General features: G+C 64.6%; 13 protein-coding genes. 6 read left to right on the forward strand and 7 right to left on the reverse strand.

The annotated features are described in order from the left end of the window. Window positions 1-100 precede the first annotated feature (100 nt). Entirely contained in the window at window positions 101-2,698 is a 2,598-nt protein-coding gene (locus ACR9YP_RS02605; protein WP_438104229.1) for a CHAT domain-containing tetratricopeptide repeat protein, read from the reverse strand. Between the two features lie 64 nt (window positions 2,699-2,762). Continuing rightward, window positions 2,763-3,512, reverse strand: a complete 750-nt coding sequence (locus ACR9YP_RS02610) for a HugZ family pyridoxamine 5'-phosphate oxidase (RefSeq protein WP_438110500.1) — start codon at window positions 3,510-3,512, stop codon at window positions 2,763-2,765. Between the two features lie 243 nt (window positions 3,513-3,755). Between ACR9YP_RS02610 and ACR9YP_RS02615 the strand changes: the two genes are divergently transcribed. From ACR9YP_RS02615 to ACR9YP_RS02635, 5 genes are all read left to right on the forward strand, one after another. Next, complete coding sequence (locus ACR9YP_RS02615; RefSeq protein ID WP_008542552.1) at window positions 3,756-4,457, forward strand: response regulator transcription factor; 702 nt, start codon at window positions 3,756-3,758, stop codon at window positions 4,455-4,457. Between the two features lie 117 nt (window positions 4,458-4,574). Then, a complete protein-coding gene (locus tag ACR9YP_RS02620; RefSeq protein ID WP_438104226.1) occupies window positions 4,575-6,371 on the forward strand; it encodes a stimulus-sensing domain-containing protein in 1,797 nt (598 codons plus the stop codon). Continuing rightward, on the forward strand, window positions 6,368-6,892 hold the full coding sequence (locus tag ACR9YP_RS02625; protein WP_091884756.1) for an HPr kinase/phosphorylase: 525 nt from the start codon (window positions 6,368-6,370) through the stop codon (window positions 6,890-6,892). The genes ACR9YP_RS02620 and ACR9YP_RS02625 overlap by 4 nt, the downstream gene beginning before the upstream one ends. A gap of 133 nt (window positions 6,893-7,025) precedes the next feature. Beyond that, on the forward strand, window positions 7,026-7,427 hold the full coding sequence (locus tag ACR9YP_RS02630; protein ID WP_007597752.1) for a PTS sugar transporter subunit IIA: 402 nt from the start codon (window positions 7,026-7,028) through the stop codon (window positions 7,425-7,427). Next, window positions 7,424-7,741: an HPr family phosphocarrier protein gene (locus ACR9YP_RS02635; protein ID WP_091884753.1), complete on the forward strand. Its 318-nt coding sequence runs from the start codon at window positions 7,424-7,426 to the stop codon at window positions 7,739-7,741. Before ACR9YP_RS02630 ends, ACR9YP_RS02635 begins: the two co-directional genes overlap by 4 nt. 148 nt (window positions 7,742-7,889) lie before the next feature. Here ACR9YP_RS02635 and ACR9YP_RS02640 read toward each other — a convergent pair whose 3' ends face one another. The 3 genes from ACR9YP_RS02640 to ACR9YP_RS02650 all read right to left on the reverse strand — a co-directional run bounded on the left by ACR9YP_RS02640 (window position 7,890) and on the right by ACR9YP_RS02650 (window position 11,727). Further along, window positions 7,890-9,515, reverse strand: a complete 1,626-nt coding sequence (locus ACR9YP_RS02640) for a glycosyltransferase family 39 protein (protein ID WP_438104222.1) — start codon at window positions 9,513-9,515, stop codon at window positions 7,890-7,892. A gap of 89 nt (window positions 9,516-9,604) precedes the next feature. Beyond that, entirely contained in the window at window positions 9,605-10,375 is a 771-nt protein-coding gene (locus ACR9YP_RS02645) for a M15 family metallopeptidase (protein ID WP_438104220.1), read from the reverse strand. After that, window positions 10,372-11,727, reverse strand: coding sequence for a caspase family protein (locus ACR9YP_RS02650; protein WP_474218958.1), 1,356 nt, complete (start codon window positions 11,725-11,727; stop codon window positions 10,372-10,374). The genes ACR9YP_RS02645 and ACR9YP_RS02650 overlap by 4 nt, the downstream gene beginning before the upstream one ends. Window positions 11,728-11,978: 251 nt before the next feature. On the opposite strand from ACR9YP_RS02650, the gene lepA reads away from it, so the two are divergent. Beyond that, complete coding sequence (gene lepA / locus ACR9YP_RS02655) at window positions 11,979-13,790, forward strand: translation elongation factor 4 (RefSeq protein ID WP_474218960.1); 1,812 nt, start codon at window positions 11,979-11,981, stop codon at window positions 13,788-13,790. 198 nt (window positions 13,791-13,988) lie between these two features. Here the strand turns inward: lepA and ACR9YP_RS02660 are convergent, their stop codons facing one another. Both ACR9YP_RS02660 and ACR9YP_RS02665 read right to left on the reverse strand, forming a co-directional pair. After that, on the reverse strand, window positions 13,989-15,227 hold the full coding sequence (locus ACR9YP_RS02660) for an efflux RND transporter periplasmic adaptor subunit (protein ID WP_438104215.1): 1,239 nt from the start codon (window positions 15,225-15,227) through the stop codon (window positions 13,989-13,991). Window positions 15,228-15,229: 2 nt separating this feature from the next. Further along, complete coding sequence (locus tag ACR9YP_RS02665; protein ID WP_438104214.1) at window positions 15,230-17,593, reverse strand: ABC transporter permease; 2,364 nt, start codon at window positions 17,591-17,593, stop codon at window positions 15,230-15,232. Between the last annotated feature and the right edge of the window lie 4 nt (window positions 17,594-17,597).

The following is a 17,597-nucleotide window of genomic DNA, read 5'->3' on the forward strand; positions in this document are numbered from 1 at the left end:
CTGAGCAGGCGCATTCAAAAAGTTCGAATGATCGCGCAACCAAACGCGCATTTGCGCGTTACTTCCGGTTATTGCGACGCACAACGCCCGACGTGGCTTCCTATCGTACCTCACCTTCGCCGATGAGTGCGAACGGCCCCCACATCGCAGGGTAGGCGTTGCGCGGTGACGAGGCGTCATCGAGATAGCTTAACATCGCGCGGCGCAAGGCTTCGGCGCGACCGATCTTCGGTTCGTTCTTGAGCAGCTCGAACGTCGACGTGGTCAAGCGCGTGGCAGCTTCTGAATCCACCGCCCAATGCGAGACAAGGAGCGCGCGGGCACCGGCATAAAAGAACGAGCGCGCCAATCCCGACAGGGCTTCGGCGCCCGGCTTGTCGCCCGCGATGGTGTTGCAGGCCGACAGCACAACCCAATCCGCATTGAGCTTGAGCTGGGCCACTTCGCTCGCGGTGAGCACGCCGTCGTCGAGCTCCGATGGCTGATCGGGAATGGAGAGTGCAAGCGAGGGCTCACCCAGTCCCTTGATGTCGCCGGCGACAAGGCCGTGGGTGGCAAAGTAGATGATGCCATATTGAGCAAGCGCTGCACGCTTGAGCGTCGTTTCGCTGGCGTCGCGACCGAGATGGATGTCGGCATCGGTCGCGCCGACATCCCTCGCTACCGCGTTCAGCTCGTCCGCAGTATCCGGCAGTTGCGGCAGCGCCTGCGCCAGCCGCGCACGATCGACGCCGGCACCGCGCCAGAAATCGGTATAGGCGATGGTCGCAATGCTGCGCGCCGCCACCTTGCCGCTTGCGGCACGATGCTCGGCCGGTCCCTCCAGCGCAGGGTTGAACACGGGATCGCCGAAGCCGGTCATCGGCTTGATGCCTCGATCCCTGCGCGCAAAGGCGCGCAGGGATTTCAGGCTGATCACCGACGGCAGCACCGAGACGGCCTGGCGCCGCAACAGCCAGGCGGCGCTGCGATAGCCTTCGAGCCTGTCCGGGATCGCCGCTTGCGGCTTCTCCGTGACCAGCAGATGAAACGGCAACGCGGTCAGCGCCGCTGACGGCACGACCAGTAAGTTGCGCTTGTCTTTCGTCAGCGCCTCCACCGGACCAAGCAGCGCGGCATAGAGCTCGTTCGCGAGCGCAAGGTCGAACAATCCGGCTTTGCCGGAGGCATCATGCGCCTTGCCGACGTCCAATCCCCGGCGGAAGGCGGACACTTTCTGCGCCAGCGCATCAGCGCCGAGCGGGATCTCCTTCCAGTCGACGCCGTCGCGGGTGATCGCGATGACGTAGCTTTGCTTGTCGACGATCGAATAAAGCACCATCGCCTCGTCGGCCGACAGCAATGCCTGAATGTCCTTCACCGCCAGCGGCAGCGGGTTGGAGAGCGAGGAATAGTCGGGAAACTCGACGGCGAGGGTCTTCTGCAATCCGCTGCGCTCGCTCGCGATTGCCGCAATCCGCGCGCGGCTGCGCTGTTCGGCCGCGCGGTCGCGTTGAGCGGAAGGCTTCGACACCGCAGCGATGATCGCCTTGTCGAGCGCATCGGACTCGGCCGCGAGGTCCTGATCTTTGCGCACGAGCTCGGCGAGCCGGTCGCTGCCGGCGGCCAACCGCACCGCGAGCTTGTTCACGGCGGAGGCGGCAGAGGATTGCGTGCCGCGCTGGATCGCCGCGAGCGCCTCGTCCAGTGCCTTGTCGTCCGGCAGGAGATGCTGCTGCCGCGCGGAAAACAGGATCGGCAACACGACGCGCAACTGCGCACGATTGTTGGCGAGCGTCTTTTCCGCAAGCGGCAAGGCGTCGGCAGTCCGCCCGGACACCTCGAGGAAATAGGCGAAATTGCTGGTCGAGATTGCGACGTCGGGGTGATCGGCGCCGAATGCGCGCTCGCGGATCACCAACGCGCGGCGATACAGCGGCTCGGCCTCGGCATAGCGCTGCTGGTGCTGATAGAGACCCGCGAGATTGTTCAGCGAGCGGGCGACGTCGGGATGCTCCGGCCCCAACACCTTCTCGCGGATCGCGAGCGAACGCTTGATCGGCGCTTCGGCATCAGCATCGCGATTGAGGTCGCGATCGACCTGACCGATGTTGTTCAGGACTGTCGCAACCGCGGGATGCTCGGGCCCGGCTGCTTTCTGGTAGATCGCAAGCGCCCGCTGGAACAGCGGCTCGGCCTCGGCAAAATGCTCCTGTTTGACGTAGAGCGTGGCCAGATTGTTGAGGGCCTGGCCGACATCGGGGTGCTCACGCGGCAAGCTCTTTTCGCGCACGGCGAGCGCGCGCTTGAACAGCGGCTCGGCCTCGGCGAAGCGGCCCTGCCGCTGATATAGCGCGGCGAGATTGGTCAGTTCGGCCGCGACCAATGGAGTGTCGAGGCCAAGCGACTTTTCCATCAATGCGATTGCGCGCTTGTAGAGCGGCTCGGCCAGATCGTCGCTCCCCTGGCCGGCATGGACCTGACCGAGATTGTTGAGCGCAGCGGCGAGTTCACGGCCGTTGTCGCTCTCCTCCAGGCTCGCAACCATCGCCTGCGCGAGCGGAAGCGCTTCCGAATACTTGCCGGCACTCGTGAGCGCGTTGATCTTGGCGCCCTGCGCCGCGAGATTGCCCTTCTGGGCAAGGCCAGCCGTGGACAGCGATGCGCTCGCCGCGAGTGCGAGGCCTGCGATCAGCGCCAGTCGATTCCATCTTGCCATGAACACTCTCGCTGCCGCCGTCGGACCGATCACGGTCTTAGGTCGCAGCGATGAGCGGCGACGTTCAAAGCGTTGCGCCCTGGTCCATCTTCTTGCGCGCCTCACCAGCGAGGCGGACCAGCATCTTGCGCAGTGCCGTGCCATCCGTCACCCGCTCCGGGAAGTCCAGCCGCAGGGCGGTCTGATCCATTTGCATATCGAAGCCCTCCGGATCGCAGCCGGTGCAGCGCCAGTCGCCCTCGGCGGCGCCGAGGAGCCTTGTGGCATAGAGGTTCATGGCGTCGCGATGGTCGGCATTCATGTGCTCGACGGCGCCCTGTTCCGCCGCGAGCAAATCCTCGGCGCCGGTGAGATCCGTGAGGAACTGCTCGGGCGTGAGGTCGACGATCCGGCCGAAGCCAGCGACCAGATGGGTTCCCGAGGGCCGGATCCGGAAGAAGGAGAAATCCTTAAACGAAACAAAGTCTTCCGCCGAGGGATGGGCATTGAGATACCGTCGCTGGAGCAGCTCTTTGTCGGCGCCGGCCTGTTCCGCCCGGCCGGACAGCATGATCCGGGCCCCTTCCAGGGGATCACCGGCCGCGCGCTCGTCCAGCATCAGCGAGATCCGGCTGTCCGCGAGGATGTTCCGGGTATGCACGGCGAGGCGCGAGATCAGCAGGATCGGCGAGCCATCGGGATGGCTCGCCAGATTGACCAGGGAACAATAGGGATCGCCGCTCCCGGCCATCAGGGTTGCCAGCGCCCCCTGCCGCGACCGTCGCAGCAGCGATTTGGCGAGTTTCGCGGGGTCGAAATCCGGGGTCGGTTGCATCGGCTTTCTCGGGGTCAGGTGGTTGCAAGGGAGGCCTTTTTTCGGGTAAACGGGGGCCAGGTTATGGGTCGAGACGCGGCGGATCTGCCGCGTTTCGTGGAACTTGGTCACACTTCAGCCTAGCTTGCATTGCTCGGTGACAAGGTTCGTATGCCGAGTTCGGCACCCATTGTATGCGGCGCATCACTGGATTGCTCGCCGTTTCAAGCCACGACCCAAACGGAAAGCAGAAAGCAGAGGCTCATGCCCACAATCGCTTTGGTCGACGACGACCGCAACATTCTCACATCCGTCTCGATCGCGCTGGAAGCCGAAGGCTACCGCATCATGACCTACACCGACGGTGCCTCCGCGCTTGACGGTTTTCGCACCACCCAGCCCGATCTCGCGATCCTCGACATCAAGATGCCGCGCATGGACGGCATGGAGACGCTGCGTCGTCTCCGGCAGAAATCCGATCTGCCGGTGATCTTCCTGACCTCCAAGGACGAAGAGATTGACGAGCTGTTCGGCCTCAAGATGGGCGCCGACGACTTCATTCGCAAACCGTTCTCGCAGCGCCTTTTGGTCGAGCGCGTCAAGGCGGTGCTGCGCCGCTCGGCGCCGAAGGACCCGACCGTCGCGCCGAAGGAGAACGATGCCAAGGCGCTCGACCGCGGCCTTTTGCGCATGGATCCGGAACGGCATACCTGCACCTGGAAGAACGAGCCGGTGACGCTGACCGTCACCGAATTCCTGATCCTCCAGGCGCTGGCGACCCGGCCCGGCGTGGTGAAGAGCCGCAACGCGCTGATGGATGCGGCCTATGACGACCAGGTCTATGTCGACGACCGCACCATCGACAGTCACATCAAGCGGCTGCGCAAGAAGTTCAAGGTGGTCGACAACGAGTTCGAGATGATCGAGACGCTCTACGGCGTCGGCTACCGCTTCAAGGAAGCCTGAGGCGGCAGGCAGCTTCACGAAAGACGAGAGCGTCGCCGGTTCTGATTCCATCGGGACCGGGATCGCTCTAGGATGCGGGGACCTTCTCAACGAGCTGTCCTAACGCGGGCGTAAGCATTGCTTGACCGAACGCAGCCTGATCCAAACCAGAGCGCCGAGGATGTCGCATCCCACGGCGTTCCGGAGCACGTTGTCGAAGACAAGCAGCAGGGTTGGCGTCCGCTGAACTGGTTGAAGCGCGCCGGGCAGTTCTTCTTCGCGCTGTCCTTCTCGAGCCTGACCCGCCGCATCGTCTCGCTCAACCTCGCCGGCCTCGTCGCGCTGGTCGCCAGCATCCTGTATCTATCGCAATTCCGCGCCGGCCTGATCGACGCGCGGGCTCAGAGCCTCCTAGTGCAGGCCGAGATCATCGCTGGCGCCATCGCGGCCTCAGCGACCGTGCAGACCAACGCCATCACCATCGACCCCGACCGGCTGCTCGATCTCAAGCCGGGCGAGACCTATGGCGGCTCGGACGAATATTCGCCGCTGGACTTCCCGATCAATCCGGAGCGCGTAGCGCCGGTGCTGCGCACGCTGATCTCGCCGACCAAGACGCGCGCGCGCATCTACGATCCGAATGGCAGCCTGCTGGTCGACAGCCGCAACCTCGAAAACGTGCTGCGCTACAACCTGCCGCCGCCGGCCGAGAAGCCCGGCATCGTCGAGCGCGGCATGGTCGCAGTGCGGACCTGGCTGAACCGCGGCGACCTGCCGCTCTACCGCGAGCTCGGGCCTGAGAATGGCAATGGTTACGCGGAGGTTGGCGACGCACTCCAGGGCCAGAAGCGCTCGATGGTGCGGGTCAATGCACGTGGCGAGGTGATCGTCTCGGTCGCGGTCCCCGTGCTGCGCTCGCGTGCCATCCACGGCGCCTTGATGCTGTCGACCCAGGGCGACGACATCGACCAGATGGTCACCGCCGAGCGCCTCGCCATCCTGAAGGTCGGCGGTGTTGCCGCAACGGTCATGATCATGCTGTCGCTGCTGCTTGCCAGCACGATCGCAGGTCCGGTGCGCCGGCTCGCCGACAGCGCCGAGCGGGTCCGCCGCCGCATCAAGGCCCGCATCGAGATTCCCGATTTCACCCGCCGCCGCGACGAGATCGGCCACCTCTCCGGCGCGCTGCGCGACATGACCAGCGCGCTCTACAGCCGCATCGAGGCGATCGAGATGTTCGCCGCCGACGTCGCCCATGAACTGAAGAACCCGCTGACCTCGCTGCGCTCGGCGGTCGAGACGCTGCCGCTGGCGCGCAACGAGACCAGCCGCGCACGTCTGCTCGAGGTGATCGAGCACGACGTCAAGCGGCTCGACCGTCTGATCTCGGACATCTCGGACGCCAGCCGCCTCGATGCCGAATTGCAGCGCCAGGATGCGATCCCGGTCGATTTGCGCCGCCTGCTGACGACGCTTGCGTCCGTCGCCAACGAGACCAAACTCGGCCACGACGTCGCGGTCGAGACCCGCTTCGAGGGCCGCGGCCCGACCGACACGTTCGCCGTGACCGGTCACGATTCACGGCTCGGACAGGTCGTCTCCAACCTGCTGTCCAACGCACAATCGTTCTCGGAAGCCGGCAGCAAGGTACGCCTCACCTGCCGCCGCGCGCGCGGAGAGATCGAGATCGTGATCGACGACGATGGCCCCGGCATCCGCGACGACGCGCTGGAGCGCATCTTCGAGCGCTTCTACACCGACCGTCCGCATCAGGGCTTTGGCCAGAACTCCGGCCTCGGATTGTCGATCTCCAAGCAGATCGTCGATGCCCATGGCGGGCGCATCTGGGCGGAGAACCGCGCAGGCCCGCTCGATGCCGACGGCGCGCCGACGGTCACGGGCGCGCGCTTCGTGGTGAGACTGCCGGCGCTATGAGCGACGGCGGTCCCAGCGTGCACGCCTCCGCCGTCAAGGTCGGGAATTTTGCCGTGCTGATCCGCGGTCCCTCGGGCTCCGGGAAGTCGCGCCTTGCCTTCGATTTGATCATGGCGGGCCGGTCGGGCCTGATCGAAAGGGCCGTTCTGGTCGGGGATGACCGTGTCCATCTGGCGACAGTCGGCCATGAAATTGAAGTCCGCCCCGCTCCGGTATTGGCTGGCCTGATCGAGATCCGGGGCTTGGGAATCCGCCGCTGCGACTTCGTGGAGCATGCGATGGTCGGCCTCGTGGTCGATCTCGACGCGGCGGACGCCGAGCGCCTGCCTGCGACAGAATCGCTGAAAACCAGCATTTCTGGTGTCGAAATACCGCGAATCCCTGTTAGCCGCGGCTATTCGCCCCTCCCATTGGTTGTTGCGGCCTTGACCACTACCAAGAGTTCATCTTCCGTTAAGCCCTCAGCCGATTGTTTGAAGGGAAATGGTAACCATATGAACCCCACTATCGCGACCGAATAGACCGGCGCAGCTCCCCTCATCCATCCGTCTAGATTCAGGGAGATACGCAACATCCCCTCTTGCGCAGGGGCTCTGGATGGTCAAAGTGGCGCGTTCGTGCGGCGCACCAAAAGCGCCCGCGAGGAGTTTTCCGATGATTGGTCTAGTACTTGTGACCCACGGGCGCCTTGCCGACGAATTCAAGGCAGCGCTTGAGCATGTCATGGGCCCACAAAAGCAAATCGAAGCGATCACGATCGGTGCCGAAGATGATTCCGATCTCTGCCGAAGCGACATCATCGAGGCGGTTAACCGCGTCGATTCCGGCGACGGCGTCGCGATCCTCACCGACATGTTCGGCGGCACGCCGTCGAACCTCGCAATATCCTGCATGAGCCGGCCCAAGGTCGAAGTGCTCGCGGGCATCAACCTGCCCATGCTGGTGAAGCTCGCCAAGGTGCGCGAGGAGCGTCCGCTGCCCGACGCGATCGCGATGGCGCAGGAAGCCGGCCGCAAATACGTCACCATCGCCAGCCGCGTGCTCGCCGGCAAATGAGCGACGACGCGCCGCAAGCCGCAACGGGCGTGCCCGCGGGGGCGATCTCCAAAGAGCTTCTGATCATCAACAAGCGCGGCCTGCACGCCCGCGCCTCGGCGAAGTTCGTCCAGGCGGTCGAGCGCTTCAACGCGCAAGTGTGGGTGACGCGCGGCGGCGAGACCGTCGGCGGCACCTCGATCATGGGCCTGATGATGCTGGCTGCGGGTCCCGGCACGACCATCACGGTCGCGGCTGCCGGCGACGAAGCCGAAGCGGCACTCACGGCGATCACCGAGCTCGTCGAGAGCAAGTTCAACGAGGAAGGGGTTTAGGCCCTTCTCTCGCCACGCGCCGTGCTGCGCTCCCTCGCCCCGTTCTTACGGGGAGAGGGTTGGGGTGAGGGGCCTCCCTCCGCGCATGAGACCCGGATCGCAAGAGCGATCCGACCTCTCCCCGCAAGCGGGGAGAGGTAAAGAGAGCTCACTTTCCCGGCGGCACGATGTAGATGTTCCAGCTCATCGCCGGACCGGCCTTGCCGTGGGTGAAGCGGCGCGTCGTCATCACCATGCGCTCGGCGTTCGGCGCGACTTCCGAGACCCACTTCTCGAACTTGGGCAGACGTTCGTCGGTCGCATCGAACACGCCGATGAAGCCGTAGGTCCTGACGTCCTCGAGCGAGGTCAGCCCGGACGCCCAGGCTTCGTTCGGCGTGAACGGGCTGGGGTGATCGGGGCTGTAGAACACCATCGGCTGAATCGTCTCCATGGTCCCGGCGACGACCGCCCAGCGCGAGGCAAAGCGCGCGTGCCAGGCCTGCGTCAGCTCGCGCGCCAGCTCCGAGCGCGCGCCATAGGTCGCCGTGTTGCCGGCATTGGCCGCCATCTCGCGTGCGGCGATCCAGGGCGAGGCGGCGAGCGTGGCGCCGCTGAGCACGAGCCAGATCGCGGCGATGTTGAACAGCACCGAGCTCTGCACCCGCAATGCGGGGATCGCGACCAGCGCCAAGGGCACCAGGAAGAACAGCGAGATGCCCCAATCGGTCTTCATGTAGATGCTGAACACCAGCGCGCCGAGCGGCGGGCCGAATGCGACGATGATCTGGATGATCCAGACGTTCAGCGCCCGCGAGAGGTTGACGCCCGGATTGGTCCCGCGTGCCCAGGCTCGCGTGACGATGCGCAAGGGCGCGCGCATGAGCAGCGTGAGCCACGGCGGCACCAGCGCCATCGCCAGCGCGGCGAGCGCGGCCGGCAGGGCCAGCAGCGCGAAATTATGCAGGAAGTAGCCGGCGACGAGCTGATGCACCTGGCTGCTGTCCTCGAGGCTGTAGGTGTCGCCGGCATAGGTCAGCGGCACGAAATGCGCATCCGCCAGCCAGACGATGTGCGGGATCATCGCCACCACCATCGTCGCGATAGCGACCCATGGCGCCGGCGACGACAGGAAGCGCAACCGCTCGGGATGGATCAGCGCGGCAAGGCCGATGGCGCCGATCATGGTCAGCACCCAATATTTGGTCATCAGCGCCAGCGCGCCGGCCAGCCCGAGCAAGACTCCGGATTGCCAGCTCCGCTTCGCGAAGGCGTTGAGATAAGCGAGCACGAGCAGCGGCAGCGTGACGAGCTGGAGCAGATCCGGGTTGTACTTGAAACCCTTGAAATTGAAGATCGGGTAGAGCGCGATCATCACCGCGACCAGGAACGCACGCCGCGCGTCGACCACGCGCAAGGCAACCAGCCAGCAGATCACCATGCCGACACTGACGGTCGCCATCGCAAGCGCATAGGTCGCCCAGTCCGCCGCCGGGAACAGCTTGAACCAGAGGCCGGCGATCCAGCCCGACAGCGGCGGATGCTTGCCATAACCCCAGAGCAATTTCTGGCCCCAGCCATAGGCTTCTGCGACGTCCATGTGAACGTCCTGCGCCGCCTTGAGATTGATCAGGATGAAGGTCCAGAGCACCGCATGCAGGATGGCGAGTTGGATCACCAGCCAGAGGCGGGCCTCGGGGCGGATCGCGCAGGCAACCAGCCAGGCCCGGAAGCGGTTGTAACTGAGCCGGGTCTTGGTGCGCGCTCTGGCGGAGGGAAGTGACGTGGTCGACATGGAGCGTTGCGTAGCGCGTTTTGCGCTGGAGTGAAATCAGCTTGGCGTGAATGAAGGACGCGGGGATCCCGAGCACGAAAAATCCGCAATCACCGGGCCAGCAGTTCCGGGCGATATTCAAAGTGCATCGTGTCGTAGTGATACCATTTGCCGCCCCAGATGAACCCGTGGCGTTCGAAGATGTCGACGATCTCCTGCGGAATCCTGTTCTTGTACGGGATGGACTTGCCCCGGCCCGCCCACAGCCAATAGTCGGAATATCGCAAATTCAGGTCGATCGCGGCTGCATAGCCATGCATGCTCATCTTTCCGGTATCGGCGACCGGCCGGCACGACAGCACGCCGGCAATTGGAAATGCAGCGGCCTTCAGCGCCGGCGCGAGCTTGTCGATTTCCGCCGACACCTCCTTGAGTCGGTCCGCTACGCCATTGATCCGGGTCACCTGGATCGCCTTCCCCCATGTTCGAGGCAGCCAGATGATGGTGACCAGATTCCGCTGAACCGCTCCACTGTGACAGTCGCCATACATCTTCCTGAAGAATGCTTCGTTTCGAAATCTTCCTGGATCGGCGTTCAATGCGGGCGGCGCATAAACGCCGACGGGATAAGGCAAACGGAGCTGGTCCACGATCGAGGCGTCGCGCAGGCGCTGATCAAACGACTTGTCGTCGATGCCGTCGTCGACCGGCATCGCCGTGCCATCGCGCCAGACAATTTGCTTGCCGTCGTGACCGGACAGAGCCTCGGGATAGGCGCGAACCAACCGATCGAGAAGCTCGGCTCTGGTCTGGGCCTTCGCCGGGGCAGAGGCAAGCACGAGAACGAGGAGGACGCGTGCTGCCCGCAGCGCCGTCATCATCGACGCTTGCCGGTCTGATCGAGCAGCGCGACATTCGCCTCCTCGATCGAATTGAGCTTGGGATTCCATGTATTGGGCGAATACCATGAGAAGCGCTCAAAGCGGGCCTTGAGATCTGCCGCTTCGAAATATCGTCCGCGTCGCGCAAAGATCTCGTTGCGCGCGATACGGAGTTCGTCGTTCGAAAGTCCACGCAGATCAGCGGACGTGAGCAGACGTCGATCGGAATCGGGAAAGATGAAGCCGCTCTGAGCCGGGCCGCCGGATTCATAGCGTTCGATCAAGGCGACATTTGCCTTCTCGACGGCGCCGAGCTGAGGGTCCCAGGTCCGGGGGACGTACCAGGCGAACTTGCTGAATCTCGCTGTCAAATCGGGCGCGCTGAAGTAGCGTCCTCGCCGGGCAAAGATCTCGTTGCGCGCAAGGCGCAGCTCATCCTTGCTCAGCGCCCTCAGATCGGCATCGGCAAGCAGCCGGCTATCGGAATCCGGAAACAGGAAATCCGACTGAGTCCTCGTCACCGGCGCGGAAGACGGAAGGTTTGAGGTGGGCGCCGTCACCGTCGCCGGCACGTCGACTGCCGCGACCTGCCCTGCCGCTGCGCCCGAAAAGTAGAATGAGCCGTCGATTGGTGAGGTGGAAACCCAGGGCTGCTGGGCGCTGCCGGTCGCACGCTTGACGATGAGCCCCACCTGATTGAACGTCTGCAGCACGTCGAGCCCGGGTCGCTGCATCGTTTCGACCAGCGCCCGCGTGTAGGGACTATGCCCGTCGGCGCCGTCGAGCGCGACGTTTCCAGGCTGGGTGGCGTAGGAGAGCAGCGTTCCCTCCGGAGCCCGGATCTGCGCCAGGCCGCCGTCGGAGCCACGCAGGCCACGCCCGCCGAATGGATTGTTCCTACAAGCATCGAGGATGACGATGTTCAGCTTGGTTCCTGCTCCATCCATCTGGCGAAGCACCAGTGCGGCATCGACCATCTGGAAATCCACGTCGGTCTCGCGCGTCGGATTCGCCGTGATCGGCACGAGATAGTTCGTCCCGCGAACCTGGATGCCGTGCCCGGCGTAGTAGAACAAGGCGACGTCGGCGCCGATCAATTGGTTGCCGAAGCGCTGGACCGCGTTGTCGAAGCCCGCCTTGTCCAGCTCGACCTGGGCACTCCCGCCGACCAGCGCGAAGCCGAGCCGCTGCAACGTATCGGCCACCAGCTGCGCGTCGTTCGCGGGGTTCTCCAGCCGCGGCACGCTCCGGTAAGCGGAGTTGCCGATGACGAGGGCGACACGCTTTTCAGCGGCGGCCGGGAAGGTGAAACATGCGGCAAACAACAAGGCAGAAAGAATCTTCCAATACATGGCCCGCTTCCATGACAGAAAGCTGGAGGAATAACAGAGCGCGCCCCTGAAATCGATGGCCGCGGAGCTCGGGAACGACCGCAGCCGCTAGAACGGGGCGGCCGGCGACACCGCCCCGATGCCCAAATCGAAACATTGCCCCATCCGAGCGGTTCAGCCGAGCACAGGGGCTGCCGAGCGCGTCGCCCCTGCTGCCGCGGGTGGTCAAGTGAATGGTTGCCGCACGGGGATGTGAGTGGTATCCCGCGCCCATGACGACCGTCCCCATTTCCAACATCCGCAATTTCTCCATCGTCGCCCATATCGACCATGGCAAATCGACGCTGGCCGACCGCCTGATCCAGATGACCGGCGGCCTCTCCGACCGCGAGATGGCGGGCAAGGAGCAGGTGCTCGATTCCATGGACATCGAGCGTGAGCGCGGCATCACCATCAAGGCGCAGACGGTGCGCCTCGCCTACCGCGCCAAGGACGGCAAGGATTACATCTTCAACCTGATGGACACGCCCGGCCATGTCGACTTCGCCTACGAGGTCTCGCGGTCGCTGGCGGCCTGCGAGGGTTCCCTCTTGGTGGTCGACGCCAGCCAGGGCGTCGAAGCGCAGACGCTCGCCAATGTCTACCAGGCGCTCGACAACAACCACGAGATCGTCCCGGTCCTGAACAAGGTCGACCTGCCCGCCGCCGAGCCCGAGAAGATCAAGCAGCAGATCGAAGACGTCATCGGCATCGACGCCTCCGACGCGGTGATGATCTCGGCCAAGACCGGCCTCGGCGTCCCCGACGTGCTCGAAGCCATCGTCACCCGCCTGCCGCCGCCGAAGGGCGACCGCGACGCGACCTTGAAGGCGCTGCTGGTCGACAGCTGGTATGACGTCTATCTCGGCGTCGTCGTGCTGGTGCGGATCGTCGACGGCACCATGAAGAAGGGCCAGCGCGTCCGCATGATGGGCACGGGCGCGGCCTACGACGTCGAGCGCGTCGGCTTCTTCACGCCGAAGATGCAGCAGGTCGACGAACTCGGCCCCGGCGAGATCGGCTTCATCACCGCCGCGATCAAGGAGGTCGCCGACACCCGCGTCGGCGACACCATCACCGACGACAGGAAGCCGGTCGCCGACATGCTGCCCGGCTTCAAGCCGGCGATCCCGGTGGTGTTCTGCGGCCTGTTCCCGGTCGATGCCGACGACTTCGAGACGCTGCGCGCCGCGATGGGCAAGCTGCGGCTGAACGATGCCAGCTTCTCCTTCGAGATGGAGACCTCGGCCGCCCTCGGCTTCGGCTTCCGCTGCGGCTTCCTCGGCCTGTTGCACCTCGAGATCATCCAGGAGCGGCTGTCGCGCGAGTTCGACCTCAACCTGATCGCGACCGCGCCGAGCGTCATCTACAGGATGAAGCTGACCGACGGCCAGGAGATCGAGATCCACAACCCCGTCGACATGCCCGACGTGGTCAAGATCGCCGAGATCGACGAGCCCTGGATCGAGGCGACGATCCTCACTCCGGACGAATATCTCGGCAGCGTGCTCAAGCTCTGCCAGGACCGCCGTGGCTCGCAGAAGGAGCTCACTTACGTCGGCTCGCGCGCCATGGTGAAATACGATCTGCCGCTCAACGAGGTCGTGTTCGATTTCTATGACCGCCTGAAGTCGGTCTCCAAGGGCTACGCCTCGTTCGACTATCATCTCACCGATTACAAGCCGGCCGATCTCGTCAAGATGCAGATCCTGGTCAATGCCGAGCCGGTCGATGCGCTCTCCATGCTGGTGCATCGCACCCGCGCGGAAGGGCGCGGCCGCGCCATGGTCGAGAAGATGAAGGAGCTGATCCCGCCGCACATGTTCCAGATCCCGATCCAGGCGGCGATCGGCGGCAAGGTGATCGCGCGCGAGACCGTCCGCGCGCTGCGCAAGGACGTCACCGCAAAATGCTACGGCGGCGACATCACCCGTAAGCGCAAGCTTCTCGAGAAGCAGAAGGAAGGCAAGAAGAAGATGCGGCAGTTCGGCAAGGTCGACATCCCGCAGGAAGCCTTCATTGCTGCGCTGAAGGTGGATAGCTGAGGCGACGGCTTTCAGTTCGCCAGACAGGTCCGGTCCAGGCAGTTCGGACCGGAAATAAAAAATGCGAAAACAACCCCATGCACAGTAGCCGGGGGTTGTTTGCATTGAGATTTTTCGATTTTACGAAATTCGTTTGACGCGTCGGGCAAAACACTGGCAGAATGGTATCATCGAAACCCTTGCCTTACAGCCGTATATCTATTCCACGCCCCTCTGCGCGATCCTGATCCCATCGGTGATCCGGTCGCTCGGGTGCAGCACGACGCGGTCCCCGGCGGTGAGACCTAGTCGAATTTCGGCCATGCGGCTGTTGCGGTGGCCGATCTGGACGAGAGTCGTTTTTGCACGATCGTTCTCGTCGGCAAAAACGGCCCATTGGTCGCCTTTTCGGAACAAGGCGCTCACCGGCACCGTCAAAGCGTCCTGAGCACTCCAGGTGGTGACGTGGACGATGACCCGATAGTCGTGTCCGAGTGAGACCCAGGCCTCAGTCGGGTCGCTGAAATCGATGGTGACGCGGACCCGCTGCTCCTCGATGCCGAGCGCGGAGACTTTCAGGAATCCGGACGGGTCCACACGGACCACCTTTCCCCTGATGGGCTGCCCGCCCCAGCCGTCGATGCGGACCGGCGCGCCGACCTTGATCTGGACCGCGTCGGTTGAGAGCAGGTCGGCCACGACTTCGAGATCGAGCGGGTTGCCGATATCGACCAGCGGCGCCCCGGGCAGGACCGTGGCCTCGCTGTCCTGGATGATCTTTAGCACCCGTCCGCTCGCAGGCGCGACCACCCGAACACAGCACGTCGGCTCGGCCGAGGGCGCGGCGTTGGCAGGATCCATCAACCGCGCCGCGAGGCTGGTCCGCACCGCGCGGCGCATGTCGACCTGAGCCTTCGCACTCGCCAAGGCGGCCTCGTTAGTGGCGACCTCGAACTTCACCTTGTCGAACGCCTGTGCGGAGATGGTCTGCGTCCGCGACAGCGCCTGGGCGCGCTGGAATTCGGTCCTTGAAAAATCCAGCGCGGCCTCGATCCGCTTCACTTCTGCCTCCTGCTGCTGGATCGCCGCATCCGCGGCCAAGACTTCGGCTTGGAGCTGATCCCGCGAGCGCACGTCGATGAAGCCCGGAAGCGCCGGCTGCATCAGGGCGATGATGGTCTGATTGGCGACGACCTCGTCGCCGACGTGAAGCGAAGGTCCCTGCTCGCCGAGCGGATGCGAAATCCTCAAGACCTTTCCCGCGATGGGCGCCGAGACCGTGTAAACATGGCGGACATGGGTTTTTCCGTCGTCATCCGCCGTGACTTCGATCGGCCCTTTCGAGACGGTCGCAAGATCCACCAGAACCGGGCGGGGCCAGGCGAACCAGGCCAGGCCTCCCGCGATCGCTGCCAGGACCGCAGCACCGACGATACGTTTGGTCCACTTTGCCGGCATGGCTAGTCTCGCGTCTTGAGGACCGCGATGAGGTCCAGTTTGTCGATGCGTTCGCGGATAATGACTGCGGAGGCGACGGCCGCCAACACCACGACCGAGGTGGCGATGACGTAGGTCGAATGTTCGACGACGAGACGCACGCGCATCAGTTCGCCGGCCAGGTTCGTCTTCATGACCCAAGCGAGGGCGTAGCCCATCACCCATCCCGGCGGCTGGGCGATCAGGGTGAGGATGGCGAGCTCCAGCAGCAGGATGCGCAGCACCTCAACGCGCGTGAAGCCGAGCACGCGCAGGCTGGCCAGCTCGCGCGCGCGTTCGGACAGCGAGATGCGGGCGTTGTTGTAGACCACGCCGAACGCGATCACGGCGGCGAGCCCGGTGTAGATGCTCGCCATCGTGGTGACGAGCAGCGCCACGGTCTTGCGGAAGTTCGCCAGCGAGACGCGCTGCAGCGCCACGCCGCCAACCGTCGGCATGGACTTCACGGCGGCGTAGAAGTCCTCCGTCCGGTTCTCGTCGAGGCTGAGATTGACGCTGGTCACGACGGGCGCCTCGCGCATCAGCTTGCGCAGTGCCGCGATCTCCATCATGCCCCTGATGCCGAAATAGTCCTCGACGGTCGCGACGACCGGCACCGTGACGGTTCGCCGGGCTCCCTCCAGCAGATCGATCTCGACGCTATCGCCGGGCCCGACGCCGAGGATGTGGGCGAGCATGCCGGAGATGGCGAGGCCCGTTTCCGGGAGCACGACCGGCCGAAGCTCGACGTCGATGATGCGCCTGAGGTCGGCGTCGGCCGGCCGGCCGCTGATGACGATGCGGCGTTCGACGTTGCCGTGGCGAATCCGGACCGGCACCTCGCGGAACGGCTCGGCCGCAAGAACGCCTGGTAGCCGGTTCACCTGCTCCACGACATTCGCGATCCGCTTCTCGGCAAAGCCGACGGTTGCGTCCTGTCGGTCAGCGAGGAAGTAGGTGACGTCGATCAGGTGCTCCATGCTGTCCCGCGTGAACAGCGAGACCACAAGGATCGCAGTCGCCAGCGCCATGCCGAGCGCGGTGAAGAAGGCCCGCACCGGATGCCGGGCAATGTTGCGGATCATCATCAGTGTCGGCTGTGACACGATCTGATCGAGCTGGATGCTCGCCGGAAGCAGCCGCCGATAGACCGGCGGCGCCGGCGATTGCATGGCGACGGCGGGCGGCAGCTTCACCACCTCGCGCAGCGCCCGGAATGCGCCGATCGCGGCGGCAGCCGCGCTGAGCGCGCCCGCAGTGACGTACAGGTCCGGCGCCTGCGCGAATACCAGGAACGGGAAGTGGAAGAATTCGCCGAACAGCGCGGTGACGCGCAAGCCGAGCCAGGTGCCGGCGACGCCGCCCAGGATGATGCCGATCACGACGATGAAGGCAACGAACTTGAAATAGTGCAGCACGATGCTGCTGTCGGCGTAGCCGAGCGCCTTCAGCAGACCGATCTGCTCGCGCTCGAGCGCGACCAGCCGGGTCAAAGTGAGATTGACCAGGAACGCGGCGACCAGCAGGAAGATCGGCGGCAGCGTGCGGCTCATATTGTTGAGCATGTCGAGCTCATGATCGAGCCAGGCGTGCGAGGTCTGGTCCTTGCGGCCATGAGCCGCCTGCCCCCCATAGGGGTCGAGCAAGGTATCGAGCCGCGAGATCACCTCGCGCTCCGAGGTGCCGGGTTGCAGCTTGACCGAGACCGCCAAAAAGGCGCCATCGAGATCGTAGACGCCGGCAAGCGCCTTCACCGACATCCAGACGATCGCGTAGCGACGGTCATCCGGCATCAGGTCGCCCGGTCCAACGGTGTAGACGAATTCGGGGGACAGCGCGGTGCCGACGATGACGAGCTCGCGCTTCCTGCCGTTCAGGATGGCCGAGAATCGCGCCCCTTCGGAGAAGCCGTGAGCCCGTGCAAACGGCTCGTTCACGACGACCTCTTCGGCCCGTCCGGCCTCAGGAAGACGTCCGGAACGCATGTAGAGTCGATTGAGGTGCGGCTCGCCGTTATCGGGCAGCGAGACGAACTGGGCGCTGGCGGGCTCGGAGAAGCCGGGAATATCCAGCAGCGCCAGCTTGGCGATGCGGGTGTCGACGACGGCGACACCGGGGATCTCGCCGATCCTGGCGGCGAGCGCCTTAGGCGCGCGCTTCGCCTGGGCGAACACGTCGGCGAAGCCATAGCGTTCGTAATAGGCGGTCCGGGTCTCTTCCAGGGAACGATGGGAGCCGACCGCAAGCACCAGCGTCGCAACGCCGCCTCCGACGACCAAGGCGACGGCGAGCACCTGAGCCCAGAGCCGCCTGACGTCGCGAAACAATTTGATGTCGAGCGCTGTCATGTCG

The sequence above is a fragment of the Bradyrhizobium sp. BR14999 genome (assembly GCF_056106085.1).